At 37.7% G+C, this 26,063-nt stretch carries 23 protein-coding genes; 14 read left to right on the plus strand and 9 right to left on the minus strand.

Annotated features, from left to right (window positions below; genetic code table 11):
* Positions 1-19: 19 nt before the first annotated feature.
* Complete coding sequence (locus MHH87_RS03700) at positions 20-514, minus strand: hypothetical protein (protein ID WP_340747980.1); 495 nt, start codon at positions 512-514, stop codon at positions 20-22.
* Positions 515-715: 201 nt separating this feature from the next.
* Entirely contained in the window at positions 716-871 is a 156-nt protein-coding gene (locus MHH87_RS03705) for a hypothetical protein (RefSeq protein WP_340747981.1), read from the minus strand.
* A gap of 233 nt (positions 872-1,104) precedes the next feature.
* Here MHH87_RS03705 and MHH87_RS03710 point away from each other — a divergent pair, with 233 nt between their 5' ends.
* Complete coding sequence (locus MHH87_RS03710) at positions 1,105-2,493, plus strand: aldehyde dehydrogenase (RefSeq protein WP_340747982.1); 1,389 nt, start codon at positions 1,105-1,107, stop codon at positions 2,491-2,493.
* 311 nt (positions 2,494-2,804) lie between these two features.
* Here the strand turns inward: MHH87_RS03710 and MHH87_RS03715 are convergent, their stop codons facing one another.
* The gene (locus MHH87_RS03715) at positions 2,805-4,382 is read right to left on the minus strand and encodes a two-component system sensor histidine kinase NtrB (protein ID WP_340747983.1); all 1,578 of its coding nucleotides are present in this window, start codon (positions 4,380-4,382) and stop codon (positions 2,805-2,807) included.
* 156 nt (positions 4,383-4,538) lie between these two features.
* Between MHH87_RS03715 and MHH87_RS03720 the strand changes: the two genes are divergently transcribed.
* From MHH87_RS03720 to MHH87_RS03750, 7 genes are all read left to right on the plus strand, one after another.
* Positions 4,539-5,600, plus strand: coding sequence for a M42 family metallopeptidase (locus tag MHH87_RS03720; RefSeq protein WP_340747984.1), 1,062 nt, complete (start codon positions 4,539-4,541; stop codon positions 5,598-5,600).
* 4 nt (positions 5,601-5,604) lie between these two features.
* On the plus strand, positions 5,605-7,074 hold the full coding sequence (locus MHH87_RS03725) for a UDP-N-acetylmuramoyl-L-alanyl-D-glutamate--2,6-diaminopimelate ligase (protein ID WP_340747985.1): 1,470 nt from the start codon (positions 5,605-5,607) through the stop codon (positions 7,072-7,074).
* Positions 7,075-7,257: 183 nt separating this feature from the next.
* Positions 7,258-8,835, plus strand: coding sequence for a peptide chain release factor 3 (locus MHH87_RS03730; RefSeq protein ID WP_340747986.1), 1,578 nt, complete (start codon positions 7,258-7,260; stop codon positions 8,833-8,835).
* A 439-nt stretch (positions 8,836-9,274) separates the two neighbouring features.
* Positions 9,275-12,328, plus strand: coding sequence for an efflux RND transporter permease subunit (locus MHH87_RS03735; protein ID WP_340747987.1), 3,054 nt, complete (start codon positions 9,275-9,277; stop codon positions 12,326-12,328).
* An 18-nt stretch (positions 12,329-12,346) separates the two neighbouring features.
* Positions 12,347-13,432 carry an SDR family oxidoreductase gene (locus tag MHH87_RS03740; protein ID WP_340747988.1) on the plus strand — a complete coding sequence of 362 codons (1,086 nt, stop codon included), beginning with the start codon at positions 12,347-12,349 and terminating at the stop codon, positions 13,430-13,432.
* Between the two features lie 334 nt (positions 13,433-13,766).
* Entirely contained in the window at positions 13,767-14,522 is a 756-nt protein-coding gene (locus MHH87_RS03745; protein WP_340747989.1) for a TerC family protein, read from the plus strand.
* Positions 14,523-14,639: 117 nt separating this feature from the next.
* Positions 14,640-15,989 (plus strand): TrkH family potassium uptake protein, encoded by a 1,350-nt coding sequence (locus tag MHH87_RS03750; protein ID WP_340747990.1) that lies wholly within the window; start codon positions 14,640-14,642, stop codon positions 15,987-15,989.
* A 44-nt stretch (positions 15,990-16,033) separates the two neighbouring features.
* Here the strand turns inward: MHH87_RS03750 and MHH87_RS03755 are convergent, their stop codons facing one another.
* Together MHH87_RS03755 and MHH87_RS03760 are read right to left on the minus strand one after the other, a co-directional pair.
* On the minus strand, positions 16,034-17,767 hold the full coding sequence (locus tag MHH87_RS03755; protein ID WP_340747991.1) for a B12-binding domain-containing radical SAM protein: 1,734 nt from the start codon (positions 17,765-17,767) through the stop codon (positions 16,034-16,036).
* A 324-nt stretch (positions 17,768-18,091) separates the two neighbouring features.
* The gene (locus tag MHH87_RS03760; RefSeq protein ID WP_340747992.1) at positions 18,092-19,312 is read right to left on the minus strand and encodes an ISL3 family transposase; all 1,221 of its coding nucleotides are present in this window, start codon (positions 19,310-19,312) and stop codon (positions 18,092-18,094) included.
* Between the two features lie 176 nt (positions 19,313-19,488).
* Between MHH87_RS03760 and MHH87_RS03765 the strand changes: the two genes are divergently transcribed.
* On the plus strand, positions 19,489-20,805 hold the full coding sequence (locus MHH87_RS03765; protein ID WP_340747993.1) for an ATP-binding protein: 1,317 nt from the start codon (positions 19,489-19,491) through the stop codon (positions 20,803-20,805).
* 80 nt (positions 20,806-20,885) lie between these two features.
* Positions 20,886-21,332, plus strand: coding sequence for a MarR family winged helix-turn-helix transcriptional regulator (locus MHH87_RS03770; RefSeq protein WP_340747994.1), 447 nt, complete (start codon positions 20,886-20,888; stop codon positions 21,330-21,332).
* A gap of 240 nt (positions 21,333-21,572) precedes the next feature.
* On the opposite strand, the gene MHH87_RS03775 is transcribed toward MHH87_RS03770, so the two are convergent.
* From MHH87_RS03775 to MHH87_RS03790, 4 genes are all read right to left on the minus strand, one after another.
* A complete protein-coding gene (locus MHH87_RS03775; protein ID WP_340747995.1) occupies positions 21,573-21,746 on the minus strand; it encodes a hypothetical protein in 174 nt (57 codons plus the stop codon).
* 56 nt (positions 21,747-21,802) lie between these two features.
* Entirely contained in the window at positions 21,803-22,000 is a 198-nt protein-coding gene (locus MHH87_RS03780; protein ID WP_340747996.1) for a hypothetical protein, read from the minus strand.
* A gap of 118 nt (positions 22,001-22,118) precedes the next feature.
* Complete coding sequence (locus tag MHH87_RS03785; RefSeq protein ID WP_340747997.1) at positions 22,119-22,730, minus strand: CPBP family intramembrane glutamic endopeptidase; 612 nt, start codon at positions 22,728-22,730, stop codon at positions 22,119-22,121.
* A gap of 171 nt (positions 22,731-22,901) precedes the next feature.
* Positions 22,902-23,084: a YkvS family protein gene (locus MHH87_RS03790; RefSeq protein ID WP_340747998.1), complete on the minus strand. Its 183-nt coding sequence runs from the start codon at positions 23,082-23,084 to the stop codon at positions 22,902-22,904.
* Positions 23,085-23,205: 121 nt separating this feature from the next.
* Here MHH87_RS03790 and MHH87_RS03795 point away from each other — a divergent pair, with 121 nt between their 5' ends.
* From MHH87_RS03795 to MHH87_RS03810, 4 genes are all read left to right on the plus strand, one after another.
* Positions 23,206-23,394, plus strand: coding sequence for a hypothetical protein (locus MHH87_RS03795; RefSeq protein ID WP_340747999.1), 189 nt, complete (start codon positions 23,206-23,208; stop codon positions 23,392-23,394).
* Between the two features lie 100 nt (positions 23,395-23,494).
* Complete coding sequence (locus MHH87_RS03800) at positions 23,495-23,710, plus strand: aspartyl-phosphate phosphatase Spo0E family protein (protein WP_340748000.1); 216 nt, start codon at positions 23,495-23,497, stop codon at positions 23,708-23,710.
* A gap of 186 nt (positions 23,711-23,896) precedes the next feature.
* A complete protein-coding gene (locus MHH87_RS03805) occupies positions 23,897-24,766 on the plus strand; it encodes an NAD(P)-dependent oxidoreductase (RefSeq protein ID WP_340748001.1) in 870 nt (289 codons plus the stop codon).
* Between the two features lie 278 nt (positions 24,767-25,044).
* Entirely contained in the window at positions 25,045-25,950 is a 906-nt protein-coding gene (locus MHH87_RS03810) for a chemotaxis protein (protein WP_340748002.1), read from the plus strand.
* Positions 25,951-26,063: the final 113 nt, after the last annotated feature.

A 26,063-nucleotide genomic window follows, 5' to 3' on the forward strand; every position in this document is an offset into this window, starting at 1 on the left:
ACATAGCGTGGGCATTTTTTTAATGTAAGCTTTCATGTTTATGGTAATACGAAGCGATGGAAGCGAGCTCTCTATAAGAAATAGTAGGTAACTGTTGTAGCGTATCGCGTGAGAAAGTTAGCGTGAGTACTTCGATATTGTCATTTCTTACAAGCATATGCCAAACGAAGGTGAAAGTGGCTACTGCCTCTAACGTTTTAATCTGTTGAAGCATATTATAAGTATCCTTTAGTAGTGTATCCTCATCCATAAACTCGCTACTTTGCAAATGTAAAACTACATCCTGCTCCTTCTCTTGTTGCGATACTTGAAGATCGAGGATAGCATTTTCTAGTAATTGGTTGTTAGCAATTTCAGTAACTGCTACCATAGTGCCATAGCTAGGGGTTTTGTCGACAGTTGTTTGACCTATTTCCTCAGGTGTGTTCGGTTCGCTAGTAAATGTTAGGCTAATAATACCGAGGCAAATAAGTAGAATGAATATAAATATGAATAATCTCTTAAAGTTTTTCACGGAAGGCGTCCTCCATCTATTATGTAGATGACTTTTAATATAAATAAGAACCTCTATAATCAGTACTGTTAGTAGGTTTTATTTTTGGACTTCAGTTGTTCCGACTGAAATCGATTGTGACTAATCATTATAAGAGAAATTGCAGAAGATTTCAAATTGAAGGAGGTGTCTCAAATGTACTTTGAGACACCTCCTTATGAGTTAAGTATGCTGTTCGTCTTGCATCGTATGTGGAGATGTTTGCTCGTCAAAGTATAAAAATGATTCATCCTCCAGTTGAAATGTTTTTTGTTCATTTAATCCAACCGATAAAGGTCCTGAAAAAATCTCTTCCCACCAAGTTTCTGTTGTAATCATTAATATGGCCTCCTTCGTACGATAGAAATGTAATGACATATTCGTTCATTTGGTAAAGAGGTATTTCCCTTGCGTATCCTTTTGTTAACATATAGCATTCATAACATAATTATTACAAAAACTAATAACATATAGAAGGATTTGTGAAGGTGATTGTAGTAGTTACTACAGTAGTTAATATGTGTGAAGCACTTAAATTTATGCATCAAGTCAAAAAGAAAGGGTGAAGAAAATTGAATTTTACATCTCAAAATGTAGAACAAATGATAGCTGAGCAACGATCATTTTATTTTTCACGCGCTACAAAAAATGTGGAATTTCGTAAACAACAATTGCTCAAGCTAAAGTCAGTAATAAAAAAATATGAAGCGGAAGTGATTCAAGCACTTCATTTTGATTTACGAAAAAGTGAGTTCGAAGCGTATTCAACGGAAATAGGAATGGTTTACGATAGTATTGCCTATTTTATAAAAAATATTGATGACTGGATGAAACCAGAGGTAATTAAAACGCCAATACATTTTCAGCCAGGCAAGAGTTTTATCGTCCGGGAGCCGTATGGTGTAGTATTAATAATTGGACCGTTTAATTACCCATTCCAGCTTGTAATAGAGCCATTAATTGGTGCGATTATTAGTGGTAATACAGCCATTGTTAAGCCGTCAGAGTCGTCTGTACATACGGCTGCCATTGTGAAAACGATACTTGAGGAAGCATTTAATCCGAATTATGTTCGCGTAGTAGAAGGTGAAAAAGAAGAAGTAACGGCGCTTATTCATGCGTCATTTGATTATATTTTCTTTACAGGTAGCGTTGCAGTTGGGAAGATTGTTGCACGCGCAGCTGCAGAGCGATTAACACCTGTTGCCCTAGAACTTGGCGGAAAGAGCCCGACGATTGTAGATCAAACTGCAAATTTAGAAGTAGCTGCACGAAGAATTGCCTGGGGTAAGTTTAGTAATACCGGACAAACATGCGTTGCACCGGATTATTTACTTGTACATCAAAAAGTATATAAGGAATTTGTGAAGGCATTACAAACAACAATTCGTGAATTTTTCGGTAAGGATGTGCAGCAAAGTCCAGATTTTGGCCGCATCATCAATGTGCGTCAGTTTGACCGTTTGCAAAAGATATTGGACGCAGAACAGGCCAATATTACAATTGGTGGGACAACGGATCGAGACGATTTATATATTGCACCGACTATTATTGAGAATGTTAGTTGGAATAGTCCTGTCATGGAGGACGAACTATTTGGACCAGTATTACCGGTTATGTCTTACGAAGAGTTGCCAGTAGCCATTCACCAAGTGCGCCAGTTACCAAAACCATTAGCTGCCTATTTCTTCTCTGAAAATGATAAGGCTATTGACTACTTCTTGCAGGAACTGCCGTTTGGTGGGGGCTGTATAAATGACGTCATAACGCATGTTGGTAACACCCACCTTCCATTTGGTGGTGTAGGTCCTTCTGGAGTAAAGGCATATCACGGTAAAGCGAGTTTTGAAAACTTTACACATCCAAAGTCGATTTTAAAGCGTTCATCGAAGCTTGCGAATAATTTATTATTTCCACCATATAAGCAAAAAATAAAATTAGTACGCACAATTTTAAAATAAAAAAGTAGTGCTTTTAGCTGAAAACGCAGATTACAAAATGATATGCAATAATAGAGGCTACACCAAAAGTGTTATTCTTACTTTTGATGTAGCCTCTTTTCAAAAAATAAGCAAGAATCACTTTTTAGTAATGTCTAGTATTCGCCCCGCACGCTCGAATTCGGGGTTTGGCCTCGGGGGAAAGTGGTGGAGCGTTTACATTCGCTTCGGGCTCTCGTCGCACAGGGACGTGCTATGGCCGAAAATGCCGCATCGACGCGGCGTTGTCGGCCAGCGCTTGTCAAATGCAAACTGGCGCAAATACGCTTTTCTTAAATTTGAGCAATCGGGAACTTCATTACTATTTCAGTGCCGACCTTTTCCTTACTACGAATTTTAATCGTTCCATTGTGATCCTGAATTATTTTATTCGTGATCATCATGCCGAGCCCAGTTCCTTTCGTTTTTGTCGTATAAAATGGCTCGAAAATTCGGTCCAATAAATGCGGTGGGATGCCACAGCCGGAATCTGTAATACTAATATATAAATCTTTATGATTATCGATACACATTTCAAATACAATCGTGCCGTTATGTCCAATAGCTTCAATGGCGTTTTTAATCAGATTAATTAATACTTGTTTAATCTGATTTTCATTTCCGCTAATTTTTATATTAAGTGGATGTATATTGCTTATGAATTCGATTTGGCGATGCTGAAATTCATATTTGAAAAAGTCCGTAATCTCGTTTGAAATTTCGCTAATATTAATGAGGGTTGGTGTATCTAGGTGTGGGCGTGATAACACAAGAAACTCGGACATTATTAAATCGATGCGTTCAATTTCATTTTTGATTATATTTGTATAGTCTTGATATGGGGAGCAGTCATCCTCGCTAATCATTTGAAAGAATCCTGAAATTACGGTCATCGGATTACGAATTTCATGTGCTACACCTGCAGCAATTTCACCTGCAAGCTTTAATTTTTCGGATTGCATTACCAGTTTTTCATTTTCTTTAATATATGAGATATCGCGAGAAATAACTGACACCGCGACCATTTCTCCATGACGATTATAAATCGGTGATAAAGAAATAAGGGCATCAAAAAATGTGCCATCCTTCCTCATATCTTCTGTTTCAAGTAACGTAATACTTTCACCTCTAAGTAATCGAATAAAGCGTTCTTGCGCAGCGTCAGTATTCTTTGGTGGAACGAGCGGCACTGTATTGCCAAGGCATTCCGCGCGTTTCCAACCGTATAATTTTTCAAATGCAGGATTTACTTCGATAATTTTATTATTTAAGTCGAAAACGGCAATCGCATCATTCGCGTGTTCAAAAAATAACCGCAAGTATGCTTCCTTGGATAAAAGTTCTTGGACTTTTGCAATATTTTGCTTTTCAACGCGTTGCCAGAAGTTATTAATTAAAAGTGTTTGCATCGCACCAATTATCGTAATAAATATAATTGAAAATGTAAAAACAGGCATGTAAGCTGTCAGACTTAAATTTATTTCCCATGTCAAGGCAAATACTAAAACTATCGCTGATTCAACCGTTGTAACGAGTGCTAAAATAGTATTTAGTATAGGTGATTGATAAATGGAGACAAGCAGTAAAGAGAATATGAACCAATATAAATATAAAATATAGAAGCTTTGTACAATTAGGAGTAAAATAATAATATTTAAACCGAATATTAAACAATATTGCACGATGCGAGGATTTACCTTTAAGTAGATGAATAAACCAATGATCACGCCGAAAATAATAGAAATATACGAATTATTATTGCGGTACTCAAAAAATCCAGCTAACACAGTAATGTAATGAACCGTTTGTGCAATGATAAAAGAAGCATAAAACAGCATATTTCTTTTATATAAAATTTCTGTTTTTTGCATGGTGCACCCCTAGTCTTATTGATATTTACATAATACATGATTTAACAGTGTCGATAAATGCCGAATTTTGATATGATGAACTGAACTGAACTGAACTGAACTGAACTGAACTGAACTGAACTGAACTGAACTGAACTGAACTGAGGGGGCTTAGTGATGAAGTCATTATGGAATGAATACGAGACACTTGAGTTGCTAAAGCAATTAATCTCTATAGCAAGTCCATCTGGATTTACAACGGATATTATGAATGAAATTGGTGCCTTTTTAAAAAGCAATGGTATTGATTATAAAAAAACAAATAAAGGTGCGATTATTGCATCCTTTAAAGGCGGAAATGATGAGCAACACCGTTTATTAACCGCACATACAGATACATTAGGTGCGATGGTTAAAGAAATTAAGCCGAGTGGGCGACTTCGCTTAGTGATGATAGGCGGCTTTAACTGGAATGCAGTAGAAGGTGAATATTGTACAATTCATACTGCAAATGGCAAAAAAATTCGGGGCACAATTTTAATGCACGAAACAACCGTTCATGTTTACAAGGGGGCAGGTGAGCTGAAGCGAGATGAAAATCATATAGAAGTTCGCATTGATGAAAAAGCAATTACTGCAGAAGATATACGTGCGTTCGGAATAGAGGTTGGGGATTTTGTATCATTTGATCCGCGCTTTGAAGTAACGGAGTCCGGTTTTGTGAAATCGCGCCATTTAGATGATAAAGCAAGTACAGCGTTATTATTGCAATTGATGAAGGGTTTAAAAGAACAAGCAACCTTGCTACCGTACACAACGCATTTCTACATTTCAAATAATGAAGAAATCGGCTACGGTGGGAATTCCAATATTCCAGAGCAAGTTGTAGAATATATCGCAGTGGATATGGGGGCTATTGGAGACGGACAAGCATCGGATGAGTACACGGTATCCATTTGTGCGAAAGATTCTAGTGGACCGTATCATTACGAGTTAACGCGTCAATTAGTTAGGTTAGCAAAAACATCTGGTATTGATTTTAAATTAGATATTTACCCGTATTATGGTTCAGATGCATCAGCTGCGATTCGTGCGGGCGTTGATGTGCGCCATGCATTATTTGGACCGGGCATTGAATCATCACATGCTTATGAACGTACGCATGTGGATTCTTTAAAGGCAACAGCGGAATTATTAGTTGCTTACATTATTTCGCCTATGATTGAAATGGAGGATTAATTTTATGTACGCGGAAGAACTATTAAGTACAATTGCGCAGAAGAAAGTCGTTGGTCAATTACCGAATATTATAAAAGATATTGCGATTGATTCGCGTAGCGTACAACCAAGTAGCGTTTTTATTTGTATTAAAGGCTATACAGTAGATGGACATGATTTCGCTCAAAAGGCCGTGGACGCAGGTGCAACTGTCATCGTTACAGAACGTGAACTTCAGCTAGAAGGAAATGCAGTACAAGTAATTGTTCGTAGTACGGAACGAACGCTTGGAATTTTAGCGGCAAAGTTTTTTGATTACCCGTCAAATGATCTAATGATGATTGGCGTCACCGGTACGAATGGAAAAACAAGTGTATCTGGCATTATTCACAACATTTTTGTTGGACTAGGTGAGAAGTCGGCACTATGTGGAACAATCGGCTTTAATTTAAACGGTGTGTTATATGAATCAGCGAATACAACAAGTGATGCGCTGAATACACAACAAATGATTTTTCGTGCAAAAATGGAAGGCTGTCGTGCGATGGTCATGGAAGTATCTTCTCACGGATTAGCACTTGGTCGCTTAGCAGGCGTTGATTATGACGTAGCGATTTTTACGAACTTAACGCATGATCACCTTGATTTCCACGGTACGATGGACGAGTATGGCAACGCAAAAGGCCTACTATTCTCTCAGCTAGGACAAGACTTAGAGAAAAATAAACATGTTGTATTAAATGCAGACGATCCGTGGTCTGAAAAATATGCAAGCCTAACACCATATCCAATTTGGACATATGGTTTACAAAATGAAGCGATGTTTAGTGCTGAAAATTGCCGTTATGAAAACGGGATGACATCATTTAATATGATTACACCTGAAGGCACTTTCCCAGTTACGATGAATTTACTTGGTGAATTTAATATTTATAATGTACTCGCTGCAACTGCAACTTTTTATGCACGTGGTTTTGCATTAGAAGCAGTTATTGAGCAAATTGAAAAGCTTCCGCCTGTAAAAGGTCGTATGGAAAAGGTCGAAACAGAGCTACCGATTCAAATTTTCGTTGATTATGCGCATACACCTGACGCGATTGAAAAGGCCATCAATGCTGCACTGCCGTACAAAAAGCCTGAAAGTAAATTAATTTTCTTAGTTGGCACAGGTGGTGGACGCGACAAATCGAAACGACCAACGATGGCTGAAAAAGCATCAGAAGCAGATTACGTCATTTTAACGACAGATGATCCACGCTTCGAAGAATATGATAGTATTACTGGTGATCTTGCAAAAGGCATGAAGCATAGTCACTTTGCTTGTATTGGGGACCGTGCCGAAGCAGTTCGTCACGCAGTTAGTGTTGCGGAACCAGGAGATATTATTATTTTTGCAGGTAAAGGACATGAAGATTACCAAATTATCGAAAACACAAAATATCCACATAGCGATGCAGGAATAGCGATTGAAGCAGGCCGCGTAAAATTTGTATAATTAGATGCCCTCTTTTCAAGTAGAAAAGGGGGTTTTTTTGGTAGATAAGAAAGGGCAGCATCTTACCCAATTTTGGACGAGGTGTTTCTTTCTAATTTCAGTATGGAAAAAAAGTAAAAATGGTTGTACCCAGCAAGCATTTTCTTTTATGATAAGAAAGTATGAAAAAAGGAGACGGAAAACATGACTTCAAATTTAGAACAAGATATATTATCTCGTCGTACCTTCGCCATCATCAGTCACCCGGATGCTGGTAAAACGACGATTACAGAAAAACTACTATTATTCGGTGGCGCAATTCGTGATGCGGGTACAGTAAAAGGGAAAAAATCAGGTAAATTTGCAACATCTGACTGGATGGAAATTGAGAAACAACGTGGGATCTCTGTAACATCTTCAGTAATGCAATTTGATTATAGTGATTGCCGTGTCAATATTTTAGATACACCTGGTCACCAAGATTTCTCGGAAGATACGTATCGTACGTTAATGGCAGTAGATAGTGCTGTTATGATTGTCGATGCTGCGAAAGGAATCGAGGCACAAACATTAAAGCTATTTAAAGTGTGTAAAATGCGTGGTATCCCAATTTTCACATTCATTAACAAGCTTGACCGTCAAGGGAAAGAGCCGCTTGAATTAATCCAAGAGCTAGAAGAAGTACTAGGTATTAATGCGTACCCAATGAACTGGCCAATTGGTATGGGGAAAGAGTTCCTAGGTATTTATGATCGCTATAACAAACGTATTGAGCAATTTCGTACAGAAGAAGAAGAGCGTTTCTTACCAATCGATGAAAACGGCGAACTAGCTGTAGACCATCCGATGAAAGTAACATCTTACTATACGCAAGCAATTGACGACATTATGCTTTTGAATGAAGCAGGGAATGCGTATTCAAAAGAAAAAATAAACCGTGGTGAATTAACACCTGTATTCTTCGGTTCAGCGTTAACAAACTTTGGTGTCCAAACGTTCTTAGATACGTATTTACAATTTGCGCCAACACCACAGCCGCGTATTACAGAAGATGAACAGTTTATCGATCCAGTGGATTACAAAGAGTTTTCAGGGTTCATTTTCAAAATCCAAGCAAATATGAATCCTGCGCACCGTGATCGTATTGCATTTGTTCGTATTGTATCGGGTCAATTTGATCGTGGTATGAACATGACACTTGCTCGTACAGGGAAGTCTTTCAAAGTGACTCAGTCAACACAGTTTCTTGCAGATGATCGTGAAACAGTTGAAACAGCGGTAGCTGGTGATATTATCGGTCTTTATGATACAGGAACGTACCAAATTGGTGATACAGTTGTCGGTGGTAAGAAAACATTCTTATTTGAAAAGTTACCGCAGTTCACGCCGGAAATTTTCATGAAAGTTACAGCGAAAAATGTAATGAAATCAAAGCAATTCCATAAAGGGATATTGCAACTTGTACAAGAAGGTGCGATTCAGTACTACAAAACACTTCACACAGAAGAGGTTATTCTTGGTGCAGTTGGTCAGCTTCAATTTGAAGTATTCGAGCACCGCATGAAAAATGAATATAATGTAGAAGTGAAAATGGAGCCAGTTGGTCAAAAAATCGCTCGCTGGATAGAGAACGAAGAAGATGTAAAAGAATCAATGTCTTCATCTCGTTCAATTTTAGTGAAAGACCGTTTTGACAACTTAGTATTCTTATTTGAAAACGAATTTGCTATGCGTTGGTTCTCAGATAAAAACGAAAATATTAAATTATATAGCTTATTATAATAAAATGGCTGTCCGTGCATGCGGGGTTACTGAAAAAGTCTATAGAGTAGTTTAGCCAGTTTTTGAACGATATACCGTTCAAGAACTGGCTTTTTTCTTCGTGAAGGAAAGTATAAAATTTCGCCATGTGGATAACTTTCAAATAAGTAAATGCAACGTCTAGACTTAAGCACCAGCCCCTTGAGGTCGCAGTCTGCCCTCTGACGAAAGTGGTGGAGTATTTATTTTCGCTTCGGGCTCGCAAGCAGCTTGCCCGAATGCAAACGGGCGCGAATGTGCTTTCTTTATTAACTGGGAATTTTTTGTATAAAAGGAACCATGCTTTGCTAAAGCTACATAAAGGGTATTTGCAAGAAATAGCGAATATTAGTATAGGAGTATAAAGGAAATATGGTGAAAATTGTTGCGATTTATGTTTTATACGAGAGAGGTGACAGCAATGAAAATTAGTGATTTTTCAATTAAACGCCCCGTTTTCACGTTGGTAACGATGGCGCTTGTCATTATATTAGGATTAGTGTCGTTAATAAAAATTCCAGTTACATTAATTCCTGATTTGAATCCACCGATTGGGGTTGTCGTGACAAACTATCCTGGAGCGAGCCCATTAGAGGTCAATGAAAAAGTAACGAAGCCGCTCGAGCAAACACTTGCTACGTTACCAGGCATCAAAAAAATTCAGTCGACTACGCAAGAAGGCACAAACTTAATAATATTAGAATTTACATGGTCGACAGATATGAACAAAATCCAAACCGATATATTGCAACGCCTTGATTTAGTTAGGTTACCGGACGATGCGGGTAAGCCAAGCTTTTTAAAATTTGACCCTTCACAGTTCCCGATTATCCAGCTGGCTCTACAAGCAGAGCAGGATAATGTAGACGTGCGTACAATTGCAGAAGCTTTAGAACAACAGCTAAAGCGGACAGAGGGTGTTGCTAGTGTAACGGTGTCTGGTAAGTTAGTCGAAGAAATTCGAATTGAAGTGGACCCGAAAAAGCTAGTCGATAAAGGTTTAACGCAGTCAGATATTGTTCAAATCGTGCAAGCAAACAATATTTCAATGCCAGGCGAGTCGATTAATACAGAGGACGGTCAGCTGTTAACAACGAGGATTGTCAGTACTTTGACATCACCTGAGGAAATTGCAGAATTAATAGTATCGGTCAATCCATTAACCGGAGAGGCGCTTTTATTAGGTGATGTGGCGGTAGTTGAGCGTGCGGAGCAACAGCAGCAAACAATTACGCGCGCAAATGATAACCCGGCCGTATTAATGTCCGTTTTACAAGAATCTGGCGCAAATACAGCGAGCGTTTCTACTTCGTTTCAAAAGGAGCTAGACGAATTACTACAAAAGCCTGAGTATGCAGGGGTGCGAGCAGATATATTATTCGACCAAGGCGATTATGTTCGGATGTCGATTAGTAATATTAGTTCCTCTCTCATTTTTGGCGGTGTATTTGCTATGCTCGTGTTATTTGTCTTCCTACGCGGTATAAAAAGTCCAATTATTGTCGGCATTGCGATTCCGTACTCCGTCATCGTGACGTTTGTGCTCATGTATTTTGCAGATTTCTCGCTCAATATTATGACGCTTGGCGCACTTGCGCTTGGCATAGGCATGCTAGTCGATAATGCCATTGTCGTTATTGAAAATATTGAACGGCATATATCACTTGGGAAAACGCCGCGCGAGGCAGCATCGATAGGGACAAAGGAAGTAGGACTAGCTATTATTGCTTCGACGCTAACGACTGTTGCGGTATTTGTACCGGTTATTTTCATCAGTGGGCTGATCGGACAAATTTTTACGGAATTTGCACTGACAATTTCCTTTAGTTTATTCGCTTCATTAGTCGTAGCATTAACGGTAGTGCCGATGCTAGCAAGCCGGTTATTAACGGAGAAAAACGGCAATTTAATTGAACAGCGAGAGCGATCAAAACTATATCAAACATATAAACAGTCCATAAAGTGGGCGCTACACCATCGTTTGCTCGTTTTATCGATTACAATACTTCTATTTATTGCATCCAGCTTCATTCTGTATAAAACGGGTACAGAATTCATTCCAGCAACAGATGAAGGGTTTGTTACGGTAGGCGTGAAGTTACCGAAAAGTGCGTCTGTGACAGCGACTGAAAAAATCGTCACGGAAATTGAAGAACGATTACGTGAGGAACCAGAAGTAGATGTACTTGTCAGTCTGATTGGTGGAAATCAGCAATCATTATCGCGCGGCACAAGCAATACTAACGAAAGTGAAATTTCCGTCAAGTTGGTAGGACTTGATGAAAGGGAACGTTCTGTTTTTGACTTTGTCGAAGAAATCGAAAAAGAAGTGATAGAAATGATTGGGGAACGAGCAGAAGTTACGTTTGCACTCTCCTCGTCATCTGGCTCAACACCAAATACATTAACGTTCCGCGCAACTGATACGGATGAAGTACGCTTGAAGGAAACGGTCAAGAAAATTCAACAGGAGCTTACGCAAATTGATTCAGTCGTAAAGGTAACGACGGATTTAGATAATACAGTTGAAGAAGTGCAAATTCAAGTAGACCGCAAAGCCGCAAAGGATGTCGGCTTATTGCCAGCGCAAATTGCACAAGCAGTCAACAGTATGACACGTGGGCTGTTTACAACACAAGTTATTGCGGAAGACGGCGTGGTACTTTCTGTTTATACAAGCTTTGGAAATACATTCAATACGAATGTAGAAGCATTAAAAACGATGAAGTTACGCACATCGGCTGGCCAATTTGTTGAATTACAAGAGGTAGCTACCATTCGCGTAGACCTAGGACCAACATCTATTCGTCGTTCAGATCAAGCCTCGGCCGTAGCTTTTTTTGTAAAATATGATACGAGTGAATCACTAAGTGGTATTTCAAACAAAGTGGATGAGGCCATCTCAAGTATTGAAATACCTTCTCAAACGCAAATCATTTTTGGAGGGGACCGAGAGCTATTTGATAATGCGAAAAAAGATATGTATTTAGCGATAATTTTATCCGTTGTGCTCGTATATATCGTCATGGCTGCGCAGTTCGAATCGTTTAAATATCCGTTTATTATGATGTTTAGCGTGCCGCTCATGGTTATTGGCGTGGCGCTTAGTTTATGGTTAACAAAAACATTGTTAGGCGTAACAGCGATTATCGGAATTCTCGTATTAGTAGGAATTGTAGTCAATAATGGTATTGTGCTCGTCGATTATATTAATCAGAAAAAAGCACAGGGACTGAATTCATATGATGCCATCATTGTCGGGACACAAGATCGAGTACGCCCAATTTTAATGACGGCACTTACAACGATACTTGGCCTGATCCCGCTGGCAATAGGTCTTGGGGAAGGTACAGAAATCAACCAACCAATGGCAATTATTGTAATCGGAGGCCTCTTGACATCAACGATCTTAACTTTATTTATTGTGCCGATTATATATAGTTTATTTGATAAAGATACAAGAAAAATAAATTAAGCGATTGGGGGTTAGAAGATGGCTGTTCACTTTTTTACGGGATTTCCAGGATTTATAACGAGTCAGTTAATTCGTACAGTATTTAAGGATGGGATTACGAGACAAGCATATGCAGTTGTGTTGTCACCTGAATTTTCAAAGGCGCAAACGGAACGAGAAGCTATTCAAGAAGAGTATCCAGGCTGCCAAATCGAATTATTCGAGGGGGATATTACATTGCCGAATTTAGGTATTGAAAATGCAGAGTTAGCCACTATTGCTCCGCGTATTTCAGTGCTATGGCATTTAGCTGCAGTTTATGATTTAGCCGTAAAACGTGAAATTGCTTGGAAGGTTAATGTTCACGGTACAGCTTGTGTGAATGATTTTGCTCGTGAGTTGCCTAATTTAAAGCGCTATATGTATTTCAGTACGGCTTATGTAGCAGGAAGACGTACAGGTACCTTACTAGAAACCGAGTTAATTCGGCCAGAAGCATTTAAAAATTATTACGAAGAAACAAAATTTGAGGCAGAGCTCCGTGTAGAAGATTTGAAGAAGGAGCTTCCGGTGACAATTATTCGCCCGAGCATTGTCTGTGGTCATTCAGAAACAGGGGCAACGATTAAGTTTGACGGACCGTACTTCTTCTTAAATATGATTGATCGTTTAAAGGGTCTACCGTTCATCCCACATGTCGGTAGTAAGCACACGACGATTAATGTTGTACCAGTGGATTATATTTTTAAGGCTGTTTCATTTATTTGCACAGAGCCTTCCGCAGCAGGGAAAACTTTGCATTTGACGGATCCAAAACCGCATTTAGTGAATGATGTATACCGAGCGATGACAAAAGAAATGACGGGGAAATATCCTGTAGGTCGTTTACTAATAGGGTTAATAAAAATTGGGCTCAGTATAAAAAAGGTTCGTCAAACACTCGGCGTAGAATATGAAACGTCCGATTATTTAGACTGGGAGGCGAATTTTGATTGCACTGAGGCGCAAAAAGTATTATCAAAAGGTAATATTACATGCACCGATTTTATTGAGACGATGCCAGCGATGGTTAAATACTATAATGAAAATAAATATAAAAAGGAATATCATATTTCCATAAAATAAATACACTTGCAATTACCTTTAAAATCCGTTAAACTATTTTCATACAGTAACTAAATATCCAATGACATTTCGTCAAAGGGGAGTAGCTATAAGTGAATTGTTAGGAAACGACGAATAAAAAAGCGTTTACTAACGATTGGTTGACTTATTTCACATTCGTCATTACGTGGTTCGGAGCCATCGGGTGTGATAGCATGAATTTGCTTAGCAAGACCTTTGCCTATTAATAGGCAGAGGTCTTTTATTTTGCCTAAAAGTGGATATTTATGTGAAAATAATATTTTTTTGAGATGCTCTGAAAATGGGTATACAGAAAAAAAGGAGGAAGTACAGTATGGAAGCAATTTTATTAGAGTACGCATGGGTATTACTTGTACTTGTATTTTTAGAAGGGTTACTTGCTGCAGATAATGCAGTTGTAATGGCAGTTATGGTAAAGCACTTACCTCGTGAACAGCAGAAGAAGGCATTATTTTATGGATTATTGGGTGCATTCGTTTTCCGTTTCATTGCCCTATTCTTAATTACGATTCTAGCCAATTATTGGCAAATTCAAGCAATTGGAGCGATTTATTTACTGTTCATCTGTATTAAGCATTTATATGACAACCACTTTAATAAAGGTGGGGAAGATAAGCAGGAAGAGAAAAAAGGCTCTGGTTTCTGGATGACAGTATTAAAAGTGGAATTTGCGGATATCGCGTTTGCGATTGACTCAATGTTAGCCGCAGTTGCTATTGCAATTACATTACCACATATAGGTGATATGACAGTGGGTGGGATTAATGCCGGTCCATTTGCAGTAATGTTCTTAGGAGGATTTATTGGACTAGTAATTATGCGTTTTGCAGCACAATGGTTCGTAAAAATTCTTGCAGATTACCCATCACTTGAAACATCAGCATTCCTAATCGTAGGTTGGGTAGGGGTTAAGTTAGCGGTATTAGCGTTAGGTCACGAAAAATTAGCAATTATTGATACACACTTCCCGCATTCAACAACATGGGAAATCATTTTCTGGGTAGTTCTTTTAGGCTTAGCAATCGGTGGTTATGTAACAAGTGTTGCAAAAGGTAAAAAAGAAGTATAAGACAACTTGTTTGAAGTAGATAGAAGAGGGGGACAATGTAATCATTGTCTCTCTTTTCTTTTGTCGTGTTATTCATTATACTAAGAAATAGTTTCCATTACGATGGGAGGGCGTTTCATGCCTTTTAGAAGAAAAACAACACGAAAGATCACACCTTTCCAAGCACTCGTTTCCTATTATTTCATTGCAATCGCGACGTCCTTTTTACTACTTCGTATTCCTGGTGTACATATGGAAGGAGTGGAAGTTTCCTATTTAGATAGTTTATTTACAGCTGTGAGTGCAGTCAGTGTAACCGGTTTGTCGACGGTTAATGTGTCACAAACGTATAGCGGCTTTGGATTAGGAATGATTTTATTAGTACTGCAATTTGGTGCGATTGGTATTATGTCGATTGGTACGTTTTTATGGTTACTTGTCGGAAAGAAAATTGGTATGCGCGAACGACAGCTTATTATGATTGACCATAATCAGTATAATTTGTCGGGTGTCGTTCAGCTCATTCAAGAAATTGTGAAAATTTTATTCATCATTGAAATAATCGGTGCATTCATATTATCTATTCATTTTAAGCGTTATTTTGAAACGTGGGAGGATGCAATTATCAATGGTGTATTTGCATCGATTTCAGCGACAACAAACGGGGGCTTTGATATTACCGGCATGAGCTTGCAGCCGTTCCATTTAGACTATTTTGTGCAGATTGTGACGATGGTGCTCATTGTACTCGGTGCCATTGGATTTCCGGTATTAATTGAAGTGAAAACCTTTTTATTAAAAAAAGACCGGGCATTTCGCTTTAGTTTATTTACAAAAATTACGACCGCTACATATGGAATTTTATTTGTAGTAGGTGCGATTGTTATATTAATTATTGAGTCGTTCCATTCATTCAGAGGGATGAAGTGGCATGAGGCATTATTTTCTGCGATGTATCATTCGGTTTCTACACGTTCAGCCGGACTTACGACGTATGATGTACGTACATTTAGTGAAGCCACGGATATTTTTATGAGCTTTCTCATGTTTATTGGTGCGTCACCAAGTTCAGTTGGGGGCGGAATTCGGACGACGACGTTTGCTATCGCAATTTTATTTTTAATTTCGTATGCGCGCGGACGTGATGTCATTCAAATTTTTAAGCGGGAAATTCATTTAATTGATGTGTTCCGTTCGTTTGTCGTTATTATATTAGCACTATTTATGGTCATGGTGGCGACGATGATTTTACTAATTACTGAGCAGCATGCGACAACAATACAAATTGTTTTTGAAATTACATCAGCTTTCGGAACATGCGGGATGTCACTAGGCATAACAGAAAATTTGTCACCAATCGGGAAAATAATCATTATTATTTTAATGTTTGTTGGACGAGTCGGGCTTATTTCATTCCTCTATTCACTCGGTGGGAAATCAAATAAAGTGAAATATAATTACCCGAAGGAACGTGTCATAATTGGATAAAATAGCAACAGGGCGAAAGGAATAAATCCTTTGCCCTGTTGTTTTTAATTAAACGTATAAAAATAAGGTTGCTGACCGTTACGGAAGTATGTGAATAAATAGCCTTGTTGTTTTACTGGGTGGCCAAGCTCATAACCTGCTAATTCGATATGGAACGGAATAATTAGCGAATGCTTGAATAGTTCACGTTCGTTAATTTGCATAGCCTCAAATTGCTCACCAACAAGTGTTGGATTAGCTTTAATACGGTGGTATAGCCCTTTTAACGACTTTTCTTCGACACGGTCATTCCACCAAAGCTTACGCGGCTGGAATTGCTGTACTAGTAAATAGTCATATTTCATTAAGCTCGTCACAACATCTATGTCAACATTACTCAGCGTTTCTAAAAATTCGATTAGGCGGCGGAATAAATCTTCTAGCTGATGCCCGATACGAGACCAGCCCTTGTTTTCCCAGTACGTACCGAAGTTTTGGAAGAAGTCGAATGGTGTGTCAAATACTTCTCTTACTAAGTATTCTATTGTATTGTCCATACGGTGTGCGTTCCAGTACTTCTCAAGCACGTCCTCAGCATGCTTAATGCGTACAATATCATTGAAAGTTAACACATTGTTTGAGAAAATCTCATATGGTGCAACGTCAACATACGTATAGCCAAATTTTTCAGCTTCTAGACGTAGCCCAGTCCCCCGAAGCAGTTTTAAGAAGCCAAGCTGCAGCTCTTCTGGACGCATTTTGAATACATCATTGAACGTGTCACGGAAAGACGCATAATCTTCTTCAGGAAGACCGGCAATTAAATCTAAATGCTGATCAATTTTGCCACCATCCTTGACCATTGTGACCGTTCGCTTTAATTTTTCAAAGTTTTGACGGCGTTTTACAAGTTCATTCGTTAAATCATTTGTTGATTGAACACCAATTTCAAAGCGGAATAAGCCTTTTGGTGCGTTATCATTCAAGAACTGAATAACCTCTGGGCGCATAATGTCAGCGGTAATTTCAAATTGGAATACTACACCTGGCTTATGTTCATCAATTAAAAACTGGAACATTTCCATCGCATAGCTCCGGCTAATATTAAACGTACGGTCAACGAATTTAATGGTACGTGCTCCTTTGTCCATTAAGAAGCGAATATCCTCTTTAATTTTTTCGCGGTTAAAATAGCGAACACCTACTTCAATAGAAGATAAACAAAACTGACAGCTAAACGGGCAGCCGCGGCTTGTTTCAATATATTGAATGCGTTTGCTGATATGTGGCAAGTCTTCATCAAAACGAAATGGTGAAGCAAGTTCTCGTAAATCAATTTTTGGCGGCTGCACATGTACTTTTACTTTCTCATCTTCTAAATAGCAAACGCCTGGCACATCTTCAATAGAAATTTCACCATTCACATGGCGCAAAAGCTCTTTAAATGACACTTCACCTTCACCCATAATAATATAGTCAATTTCCCGATGCTTACGTAGCCAGTCATGCACGTCATAGGAAACCTCTGGACCACCTAAAACAATTTTTACCTTCGGTAGCACGGTTTTTAACATTTGAATGACATGAATCGTTTCTTGGATATTCCAAATATAGCAGCTAAAGCCGACAACATCCGGCTGTTTTTGGAATATATCTGATACGATATTAAAAGCCGGGTCCTTAATGGTGTATTCAGCAAGTTGTGCATCAAATTCAGGAAGCGCGCTTGCTTTTAAATAGCGGATTGCTAAGTTTGTGTGTATATACTTTGCGTTTAAAGTAGCTAAAACAATATTCATATGATAAATCTCCTCTTCATAAACTCTATTGTATCAGTGTATGACTTAGTGGACAATATGGTATATATTACCCATTTTATAACCTACCTATATATGGAATAATTTATACTAATTGGATACAAAATAACGTCATTTAAAAATGCTTTTTACCTAAAATAAAATTATTTAAGGGGGGCAACATCAATTTGATAAAACCAATTGATTTAATGTTTGAGGAGCTGTTTCAACGTGCCGATGATTTAATCATGGTTGTCCATATTTCTCGTAAAATAGAATATATCGGTTCTTTGTCAATAGTTGGGGTGGGGATACAATTCTCCACCCTTATCCTATTTCATTGCCGACTGTTTTGTATTGATGTGTTAATAAAATTTTGGCGCGTAATCGATCAAATCGACGGTAGCCAAAAGCATTGCGTTTAATTACTTTTGTTAAATTATTTAAACCTTCTACGAAGCCATTTGAATAGTTAAATGTAAAAGAGTTGAGGATTTCTGTTTGCCAATTTTGAAGGGTTTTCACACTGCGTTGAAACTCCGGAATATCAGCTTCTTCTACCGCTTCATAAAACTTCAGAAGGAATTCCTTCGTTTCCTTTAGTTTCTCTGCACCATTCTCTTTCGCCAGTTCAAACCATTCTCGAAACTGTTCCTTTAACTGATAAGCCAATTTTAATTCTGCTGAAAAGCTGAAATAGCGTTTTAAATACCACTGGTCTTTCTCAGTTACATCCTTAGGTTTCTTAAAAAATACATGACGCTTCTTCTTTACTTTCTTACGATCGTAATCATTCCATTCCTTCTGAATACGTACTCGAACACGATCGATTGCCCAATAAATATAGCGAACAAAGTGAAAGCGATCCGCAATGATAATTGGGTTATCCAGCGCTTCTTGAACTGCTGCTTTAAATGAATGACTCATATCCATAACGACCATTTCAACATTTGCCCCATGCTCACGCAAATAGGCTTTAATGGTTTCTTTTTTCCGGTCCGGTAAAATATCAATAGGTTCTTTTGTCACTGCATCGGCAATAATTAGTTGAAACTTTTCCCCACCTGCATTGCCTTTGAATTCATCAATGGCAATCACCTTTGGCAAGGCTGTTTCTCCCTTAATTTTTCCAGGAACAATCCGATCAAATCTGCGAATGATGGTACTAACCGATGCCCCATATTGGTGCGCAATCTCAGTGAAGGTTTTGGCTTTCACTGAACGGATTTGAGCCATTTGATTCCACTCATTAGAATAGCGTTGATAGGGCGAAACAACTTGATTCTTCTCCGCAAAACGCTTCCCGCACGTACAAGCATAACGGCGTTTACGATAAAATAAAGTCGTCATTCGTTCTGCCATTTTTAAATGTTTTACCTTAGTCCAACGATAATCGTGCACACGGCGTGTATCTTCTCCACAGTTTGGACAAACCTGCGTCGTTATGGGCATTTCAAAATGAATCAGATACTGCCCTCCACGCACCTCTGTCTTTAAAATAATCGCGTCTTCAAATCCTGGTAAACTTATGTTAGAATGCATGTACACGTAACCCCCATCTTATCTTTTGTTCAGCAACTAAAGTATAAGACATTTGGGTGTTACGTGTCTTTTTTTACCCTCAAATTGTAGTAATACCCCAACATTTAGTATAGAACCAATATATCAACGATAAAGCATCAGAAGCTCTCCAAATTAAAAATAAACAACCAAATTATTTGAACATGGACAAGGATTCTTTCGAAACATGGAGTGAATTTATAGAAAAAATCGAAAAGGAAGTAAATGCGAACTGTACAATTAATCTATTAGATAGTGAGGGGCATTATAAAAAGGTCAAGCTTATGGGCTATTTCATTCCAGAAAAACAATTCATTTTTGCCCGTGTCATTGTTTACCCATTAATTAAGGACGAGAAAGAAAGAAAAGAAACTACTCTTCCCTTCGATCGAATGATTAAAAACATTTCGCACGGAGTTATTTTGTCGTCTATTAATGGTAAAGTGATTACCGCGAATAATAAAGCACTCGAACTGATCAGGCGGGAGCATTGGCAGGTAGTAAATCGCAGTCACGATTGTCTGTTCGAGGATTTTAATAATAATTCCACATCAGTTTTGCAATACTATGGAAAACTCGCCAATAATGAACTGGCAACAATTGTATGTACCAGGCCAAGCGCAAATGGTGAGACAAGCTACTTTCATTTTGAAAGTAAAATTGACAATAACTTAAGTGTAATTATTACGACAATTACAGATGAAACAGAAAAAATAAGATTACTTGAAAAAATTGAACACCAGCAAACCTTGAATTTGATTGGCCAATTAGCAGCATCAATTGCCCATGAAATTCGAAATCCAATGACCTCATTGCAGGGCTTTTTACAGCTTATTAAAAGCCAAGTGGATGAAGAAAACCAACATTATTTTACGATAATGGAATCAGAATTACAACGAATTGATTTATTAGTTTCTGATTTGCTTAATTTGTCTAAGCCGAAAACAATTGAATACGAGCATATTTGTTTTTTAGAACTTGTAAAAGAAGTAATTGACTTGATGCAATCACAAGCAATTATCTCGAATACGATTATAGAATTTACATGTGATGAAACGATGGAATACTCTATTATCGGAAACAAAACACGTTTAAAGCAAATGGCTATTAATATGATTAAAAACGGGATTGAAGCAATGCCATATGGAGGTAGTATAACGGTTCAATTACTAGCAACTGCTGAACAAACGATTGAATTTATTATTTGTGACGAAGGGCAAGGCATGGACCAACAAACGCTTGAAAACTTGTTTAACCCGTTTTATACAACAAAGACCACGGGCACAGGGCTTGGACTCGTAATGGTAAAGAAAGTCGTTGAAGAACATAATGGTAAAATTGAGGTCCAAAGTAAAGTTGGAAAAGGCTCACAATTTAAACTAATTTTAAATCAATTTAATGAGCATTCTATGAACTACTACCGTCATCTAGAGTCAGGTGGCACATTGGAAATGAAATCTCAAAATATCTCAATTATTTAAAATCTATTATGTCTTTTGACAAAGCTTTTCACATATCGCTATAATACTTGTATACTACTCGAAATAGAGGATGATTTGTCATGGCGTCAGAAGATATTAAACAATCTTTAAAGTTATTTATCGTGTTATCACGTGCACATAAAGCAATTAATGAATCGACGAATCAATTTTTCCAAAAAAATGGTGTGAATCCAACAGAATTTGCCGTCTTAGAACTACTTTATCACAAAGGTCGACAGCCGCTTCAGCAAATCGGTAATAAAATTTTGCTCGCTAGTGGATCCATTACGTACGTTGTTGATAAGCTTGAAAAAAGAGGTTATTTAACACGTGTTTCATGTCCAAATGATCGACGTGTAACGTACGCAGAGATTACCGAAGAGGGTACTATATTTATGGATGAGCTGTTCCCGCAGCATGAACAGCATTTACACGAACTTCTTAGCTCGCTGTCAGTAGATGACAAAGATGTAGCGATTGAGTTATTGAAAAAATTAGGTTTATCAATAAAAGATTTATCGTATTAAAAAGAGGGATGACAACATGTCATCCCTCTTTTTAAGGTAGATAAGAAAGAATAACATTCCCATCCACATTAGTAAGGACATAAACGGGCCCTATTTTGGGCGCGTTGTGTCTTTCTAATCAATTGTAAAGCCCATTTGTAAAAAGGCATCTTTCAAATCCGTTACATAATCATCATAAATTGTTAAAAGAACAAGTTTCTCTTGTAATTCAAAAATTACGCTGATAACTTTATCTGATTCTTATTCAATCATAAAACTCGCACTATTTGTAATGGCTGAACGATTTTTTACGTAGGCTGCTAAGTCCAGCGTGTCGTAAAGACCTTCTGGAGCCATTGCCACAACCGCGTGCTCTGTGTCAGCTACCAAGTCGTTAAATGACATGTCAACTTCTATGAATGTTTCAATGCGCATGGAAAGAGCATCATGGGCATTATAAAACAGTATATCCTTGCCAGGTTCTTCTGCTGTCAGTGTAAAGTTGTAGATTCTGTTATTTCTGTTTGATGTGCTACATACGTGAGAGAAGGCACAGCTTCTTCAGGTATTAGTTGTTGTACTGTTGGTTGTGTTACTGCTTCTGTATCTTCATTCATGTCATTTTCATTACTGTCTTCAATTGTCTCAGACGTTTGCGGTATTTGTTGTTGTTCTTTGTTACATGCCACAAGGAGCAACATGACGAATAATATTGAACAATAAAAAGCTAAGTTCTTTTCTCAAAGAAAATCCCCCTTAAAATAAGTAGATACGTATGTGTAGGATAAGTTTCAAGGGTTAACGTTGTTAGGTTATTGGTAAGATTAAAAATAGTAACAAAACAAATACAACGTGCGCTACAATAATAAGGGGTAAGCTTTTTTTCCACTCATAAAGTAATCCCCAAATTATACTCGCGACGATTGCAGCTAGTGCACCAGGCATAAAACCACTAATTGCCAGCGATAAAGAAAATAGAAGGGCGGTTACGAACACAGCAACGACCGGGCTTGCCCAACGCTTTATTTGTTGTTGAACATAACCACGCCAAAACATTTCTTCGCCGACAACGATAATGAAAATTAGCAATAAATAATGCCAAATATTCGCAGGACCATAGTCTTCTAAAAATTTGTTAATATCTTTTATAGCGCTTGAATCTAAATACGGAAGAATAAAATAGCCAAGTTTGACAAATCCGTACGTAATTGTTCCGTAGCCTATGCCAAAAATCAAATATTGCCAAGTGGGGAGCTGATCTTCAAACTTTCCAGCCAATAATGAGATGGCAATACCAATAAGTAAAGTAAAAGCATATAAATACCAAAAAATTGTTCTTCCTTCAAATGTGTAAAACAGCATACTGTAAATGAATACTAAAGAAAGAAGGAGTACAATTGTATGTTTGTATTGTTTCATTCGTATATGACCTCCTATCGCTAATAGTATCAAAAAAAACCCTTTTCATCATCTTTTAATGATAAAAAGGGCAATTTGTTTTGTTAGTGGATAAGAAAGTATAAGTTTCTCATTCACATAAGTAAGTACATCAACGCGTCCTATTTTGGATGGGGTGTGTCTTACTAATGCTTAATTACTATGTAATATTTTATAGCGTTTATGGTTAACAACTGTTTTTTCTTCCATTTCAAGGTCATGAAAATTTTCCATAATTGTAATATCAACAATTACAGAGTTTTCATTTACTTTTTCAACAATCCCTTGTAGACCATCTTTAAACTCGATAATATTTCCAACTTCTGCAACTTTCATAAGCAGTCAGCTCCTTCATCGACTAATAACTAACAGTTTGCAATAAAATTTACTATACGTAAAGACTTTTTTGAATAATTAATCACTTTTAACTACTTTATAGAAGAGAGGTACAAATTTAATGGGTGAATATAAACAAATGCTCGAACAATTACGGAGCGGAGAAGTAGCATCAATTGAAATACCGAAGGAACAATATTTACAATTTCGTGAACAACTCGTGAAAGACGAACAATTTAAACATTTTCGTGGCGAAGCAAAACAAGGTGGAAACATAGTGTTCACATACCTAGCAGCACCTAGGACATAGAAGAAAATTGTCGAAATTTAGTAGGTGAATATTTTGATGCATTTTCGGTAAAGATGTATAATATTGGAAAGTGTATGAAAATATTAGGGGGAGAAGGTTATTGGAAAAAGGGATTTTGCAGCAACTTGAATTTCAGCGGCATTTGATGATTAAATCCGGCCTTGAAAATGGACTTCAGAGTGAAAAAACAATTCTCCTGAGTCGCCAGCTGGATTTAATAATTAATGCATATGATGCACAAAAGTATAGAACAAAGATAATTGATCAACCTGATAAAAAAAATAGTTACAGTAATTCAGCTGAAAATTCTCTATAACATGTTTAGATACAGTAGATTTGGGAATAATAAAATTGAACACAGCAACATTCTCATTTCCCCCTTTTAGAGCAGGAGCAAATCGCTTACTGCTCTCTTTTTATGTAAATTTTCTTTTTTTTCACTCACTTCTTTATATCTTTTGATAAACTAAAGAATAGAAAAAGAATTTGGAGGGGATTTTTTATGGAAGCAAAACAAATTGCTTTTATCGGGACAGGTGTTATGGGTGCAAGTATTGTGAAACATTTATTAAAAGCTGGCCATTCCGTTACGGTTAATACACGTACAAAATCAAAAGCCGAGCCATTACTCGCATTAGGTGCGACATGGGGAGCTACTCCAGCTGAGGCGAGCGAGCAGAAGGATATTATCTTTACGATGGTCGGTTATCCAAAAGATGTGGAAGAAGTATACTGCGGGGAGCAGGGGATTTTCTCTGCTGCAAAGGAGGGGGCAATCGTTGTTGATATGACGACATCGGAGCCTACTTTAGCGCTGAAATTACACAGTATTGCACAGGAAAAAGGTTTACATAGTATAGATGCCCCCGTTTCTGGTGGAGATATTGGGGCACAAAATGGCACTTTGTCGCTTATGATTGGTGGCAATCAGGAAATTGTTGAATATATGAGACCGATTTTTGAAACGTTCGGAGCGAATATTGTGTATCAGGGTACTGCTGGAGCTGGACAACATACGAAAATGTGCAATCAAATTGTTATTGCCTCTGGAATGGTAGGCGTATGTGAAGCGATGGCGTACGGCTTAAAGGCAGGCCTTTCGCTGGAAGAAGTGCTTAAATCAATTTCTTCAGGTGCAGCAGGCTCTTGGTCGCTAAGCAATTTAGCCCCACGTATGTTAAGCGGTGATTTAGAACCCGGGTTTTATATTAAACATTTTATTAAAGACATGAAAATTGCCCTTGACGAAGCAGAGCGAATGAATTTACAGTTGCCTGGCTTAGCTCTAGCAAAGCAGCTTTACGATACATTGCTTGAACAAGGCTACGGTGAAAAGGGTACTCAAGCTTTAATAAAATATTATAGCGAATAAATTAGCTCGATTTGTAAGCGGGGTAGGTAAGTGTAATAACAATGTTTTACGTATTACATGATTATGAACTATTAATGTGAAATGTCTATCAGTGTACATGAGAATTGTGATAGTTGTTAATCACATACTCAAGGACGTCATCTAGCCCTATTTCCGCGCGAGAGGTAACTTTCTAATAATAAAGTAGTTTAAATTCACAATCGATTATAGGAGAATTGACTAGCCTATGATACAATTATTGTATAATACAGTGGTAATTTGAAAGGAGTGGGCATGCTTTGGATAACAATAAAGGCATTTTATTAGAGAGCGGCACAAATGAACTAGAAATCGTTGAATTTGAAGTAGCAAATAACAAGTTTGGTATTAATGTTATTAAGGTGAAAGAGATAATTCAGCCAATTCCAGTCACATTTATTCCGCATGTGCACCCACACGTTGAAGGAATTATTCAATTACGTGGAGAGGTATTACCAGTTGTTGATATGCTAAAGGTGCTAGGTATCCAAAATACACAACGTAATCCACAGCAAAAGTACATTGTTGCAGAGTTTAATAAGCAACGTGTCGTTTTCCACGTAGATAATGTAACGCAAATTCACCGCATTTCATGGGATCAAATTGAGAAACCTTCTGATATGTATCAAGGCGGAACATCGCAAGTAATAGGTGTAATTAAACAAAACGAAGCGATGATTTTACTACTTGATTTTGAAAAAATTATGGTTGATATTAATCCGGACTCAAGCATTAGTGTTGAATCTGTTAAAAAATTAGGGCCACGTGATCGCTCTGAAAAGAAAATTGTCATTGCAGAGGATTCGCCATTACTACGAAAGTTGCTTCATGACACAATGAATGCAGCGGGCTATGCGAATACTGAGTTTTTCGAGAATGGCCGTGATGCATATGAATACTTAGAGGCGCTTGCGAAGGCTGATAAAAATATTGAAAAATATGTTCAGCTAGTTGTTACAGATATTGAGATGCCACAAATGGATGGGCATCATTTAACAAAAAAAATAAAGACGCATTCAGATTTACAAAAGTTACCCGTTATTATTTTCTCTAGCTTAATTACTGATGACCTGCGACATAAAGGGGATCAAGTAGGAGCGGAGGATCAAATTTCTAAGCCGGAAATTGCCGAGCTTATTTTACGTATGGATCAGTTAATGCTATAAGTTAGTACTTAAATAAGTTCTGTATCCAACAAATTTATAAGTTATTTAGAAAGCCGGAAACTTGTAAAAGTAATTCCGGTTTTTTTATAAAATTGTGTAGATGAAACGCTGTG

The sequence above is a fragment of the Solibacillus sp. FSL H8-0538 genome (genome assembly GCF_038003525.1).
GTDB lineage: Bacteria > Bacillota > Bacilli > Bacillales_A > Planococcaceae > JBBOPI01.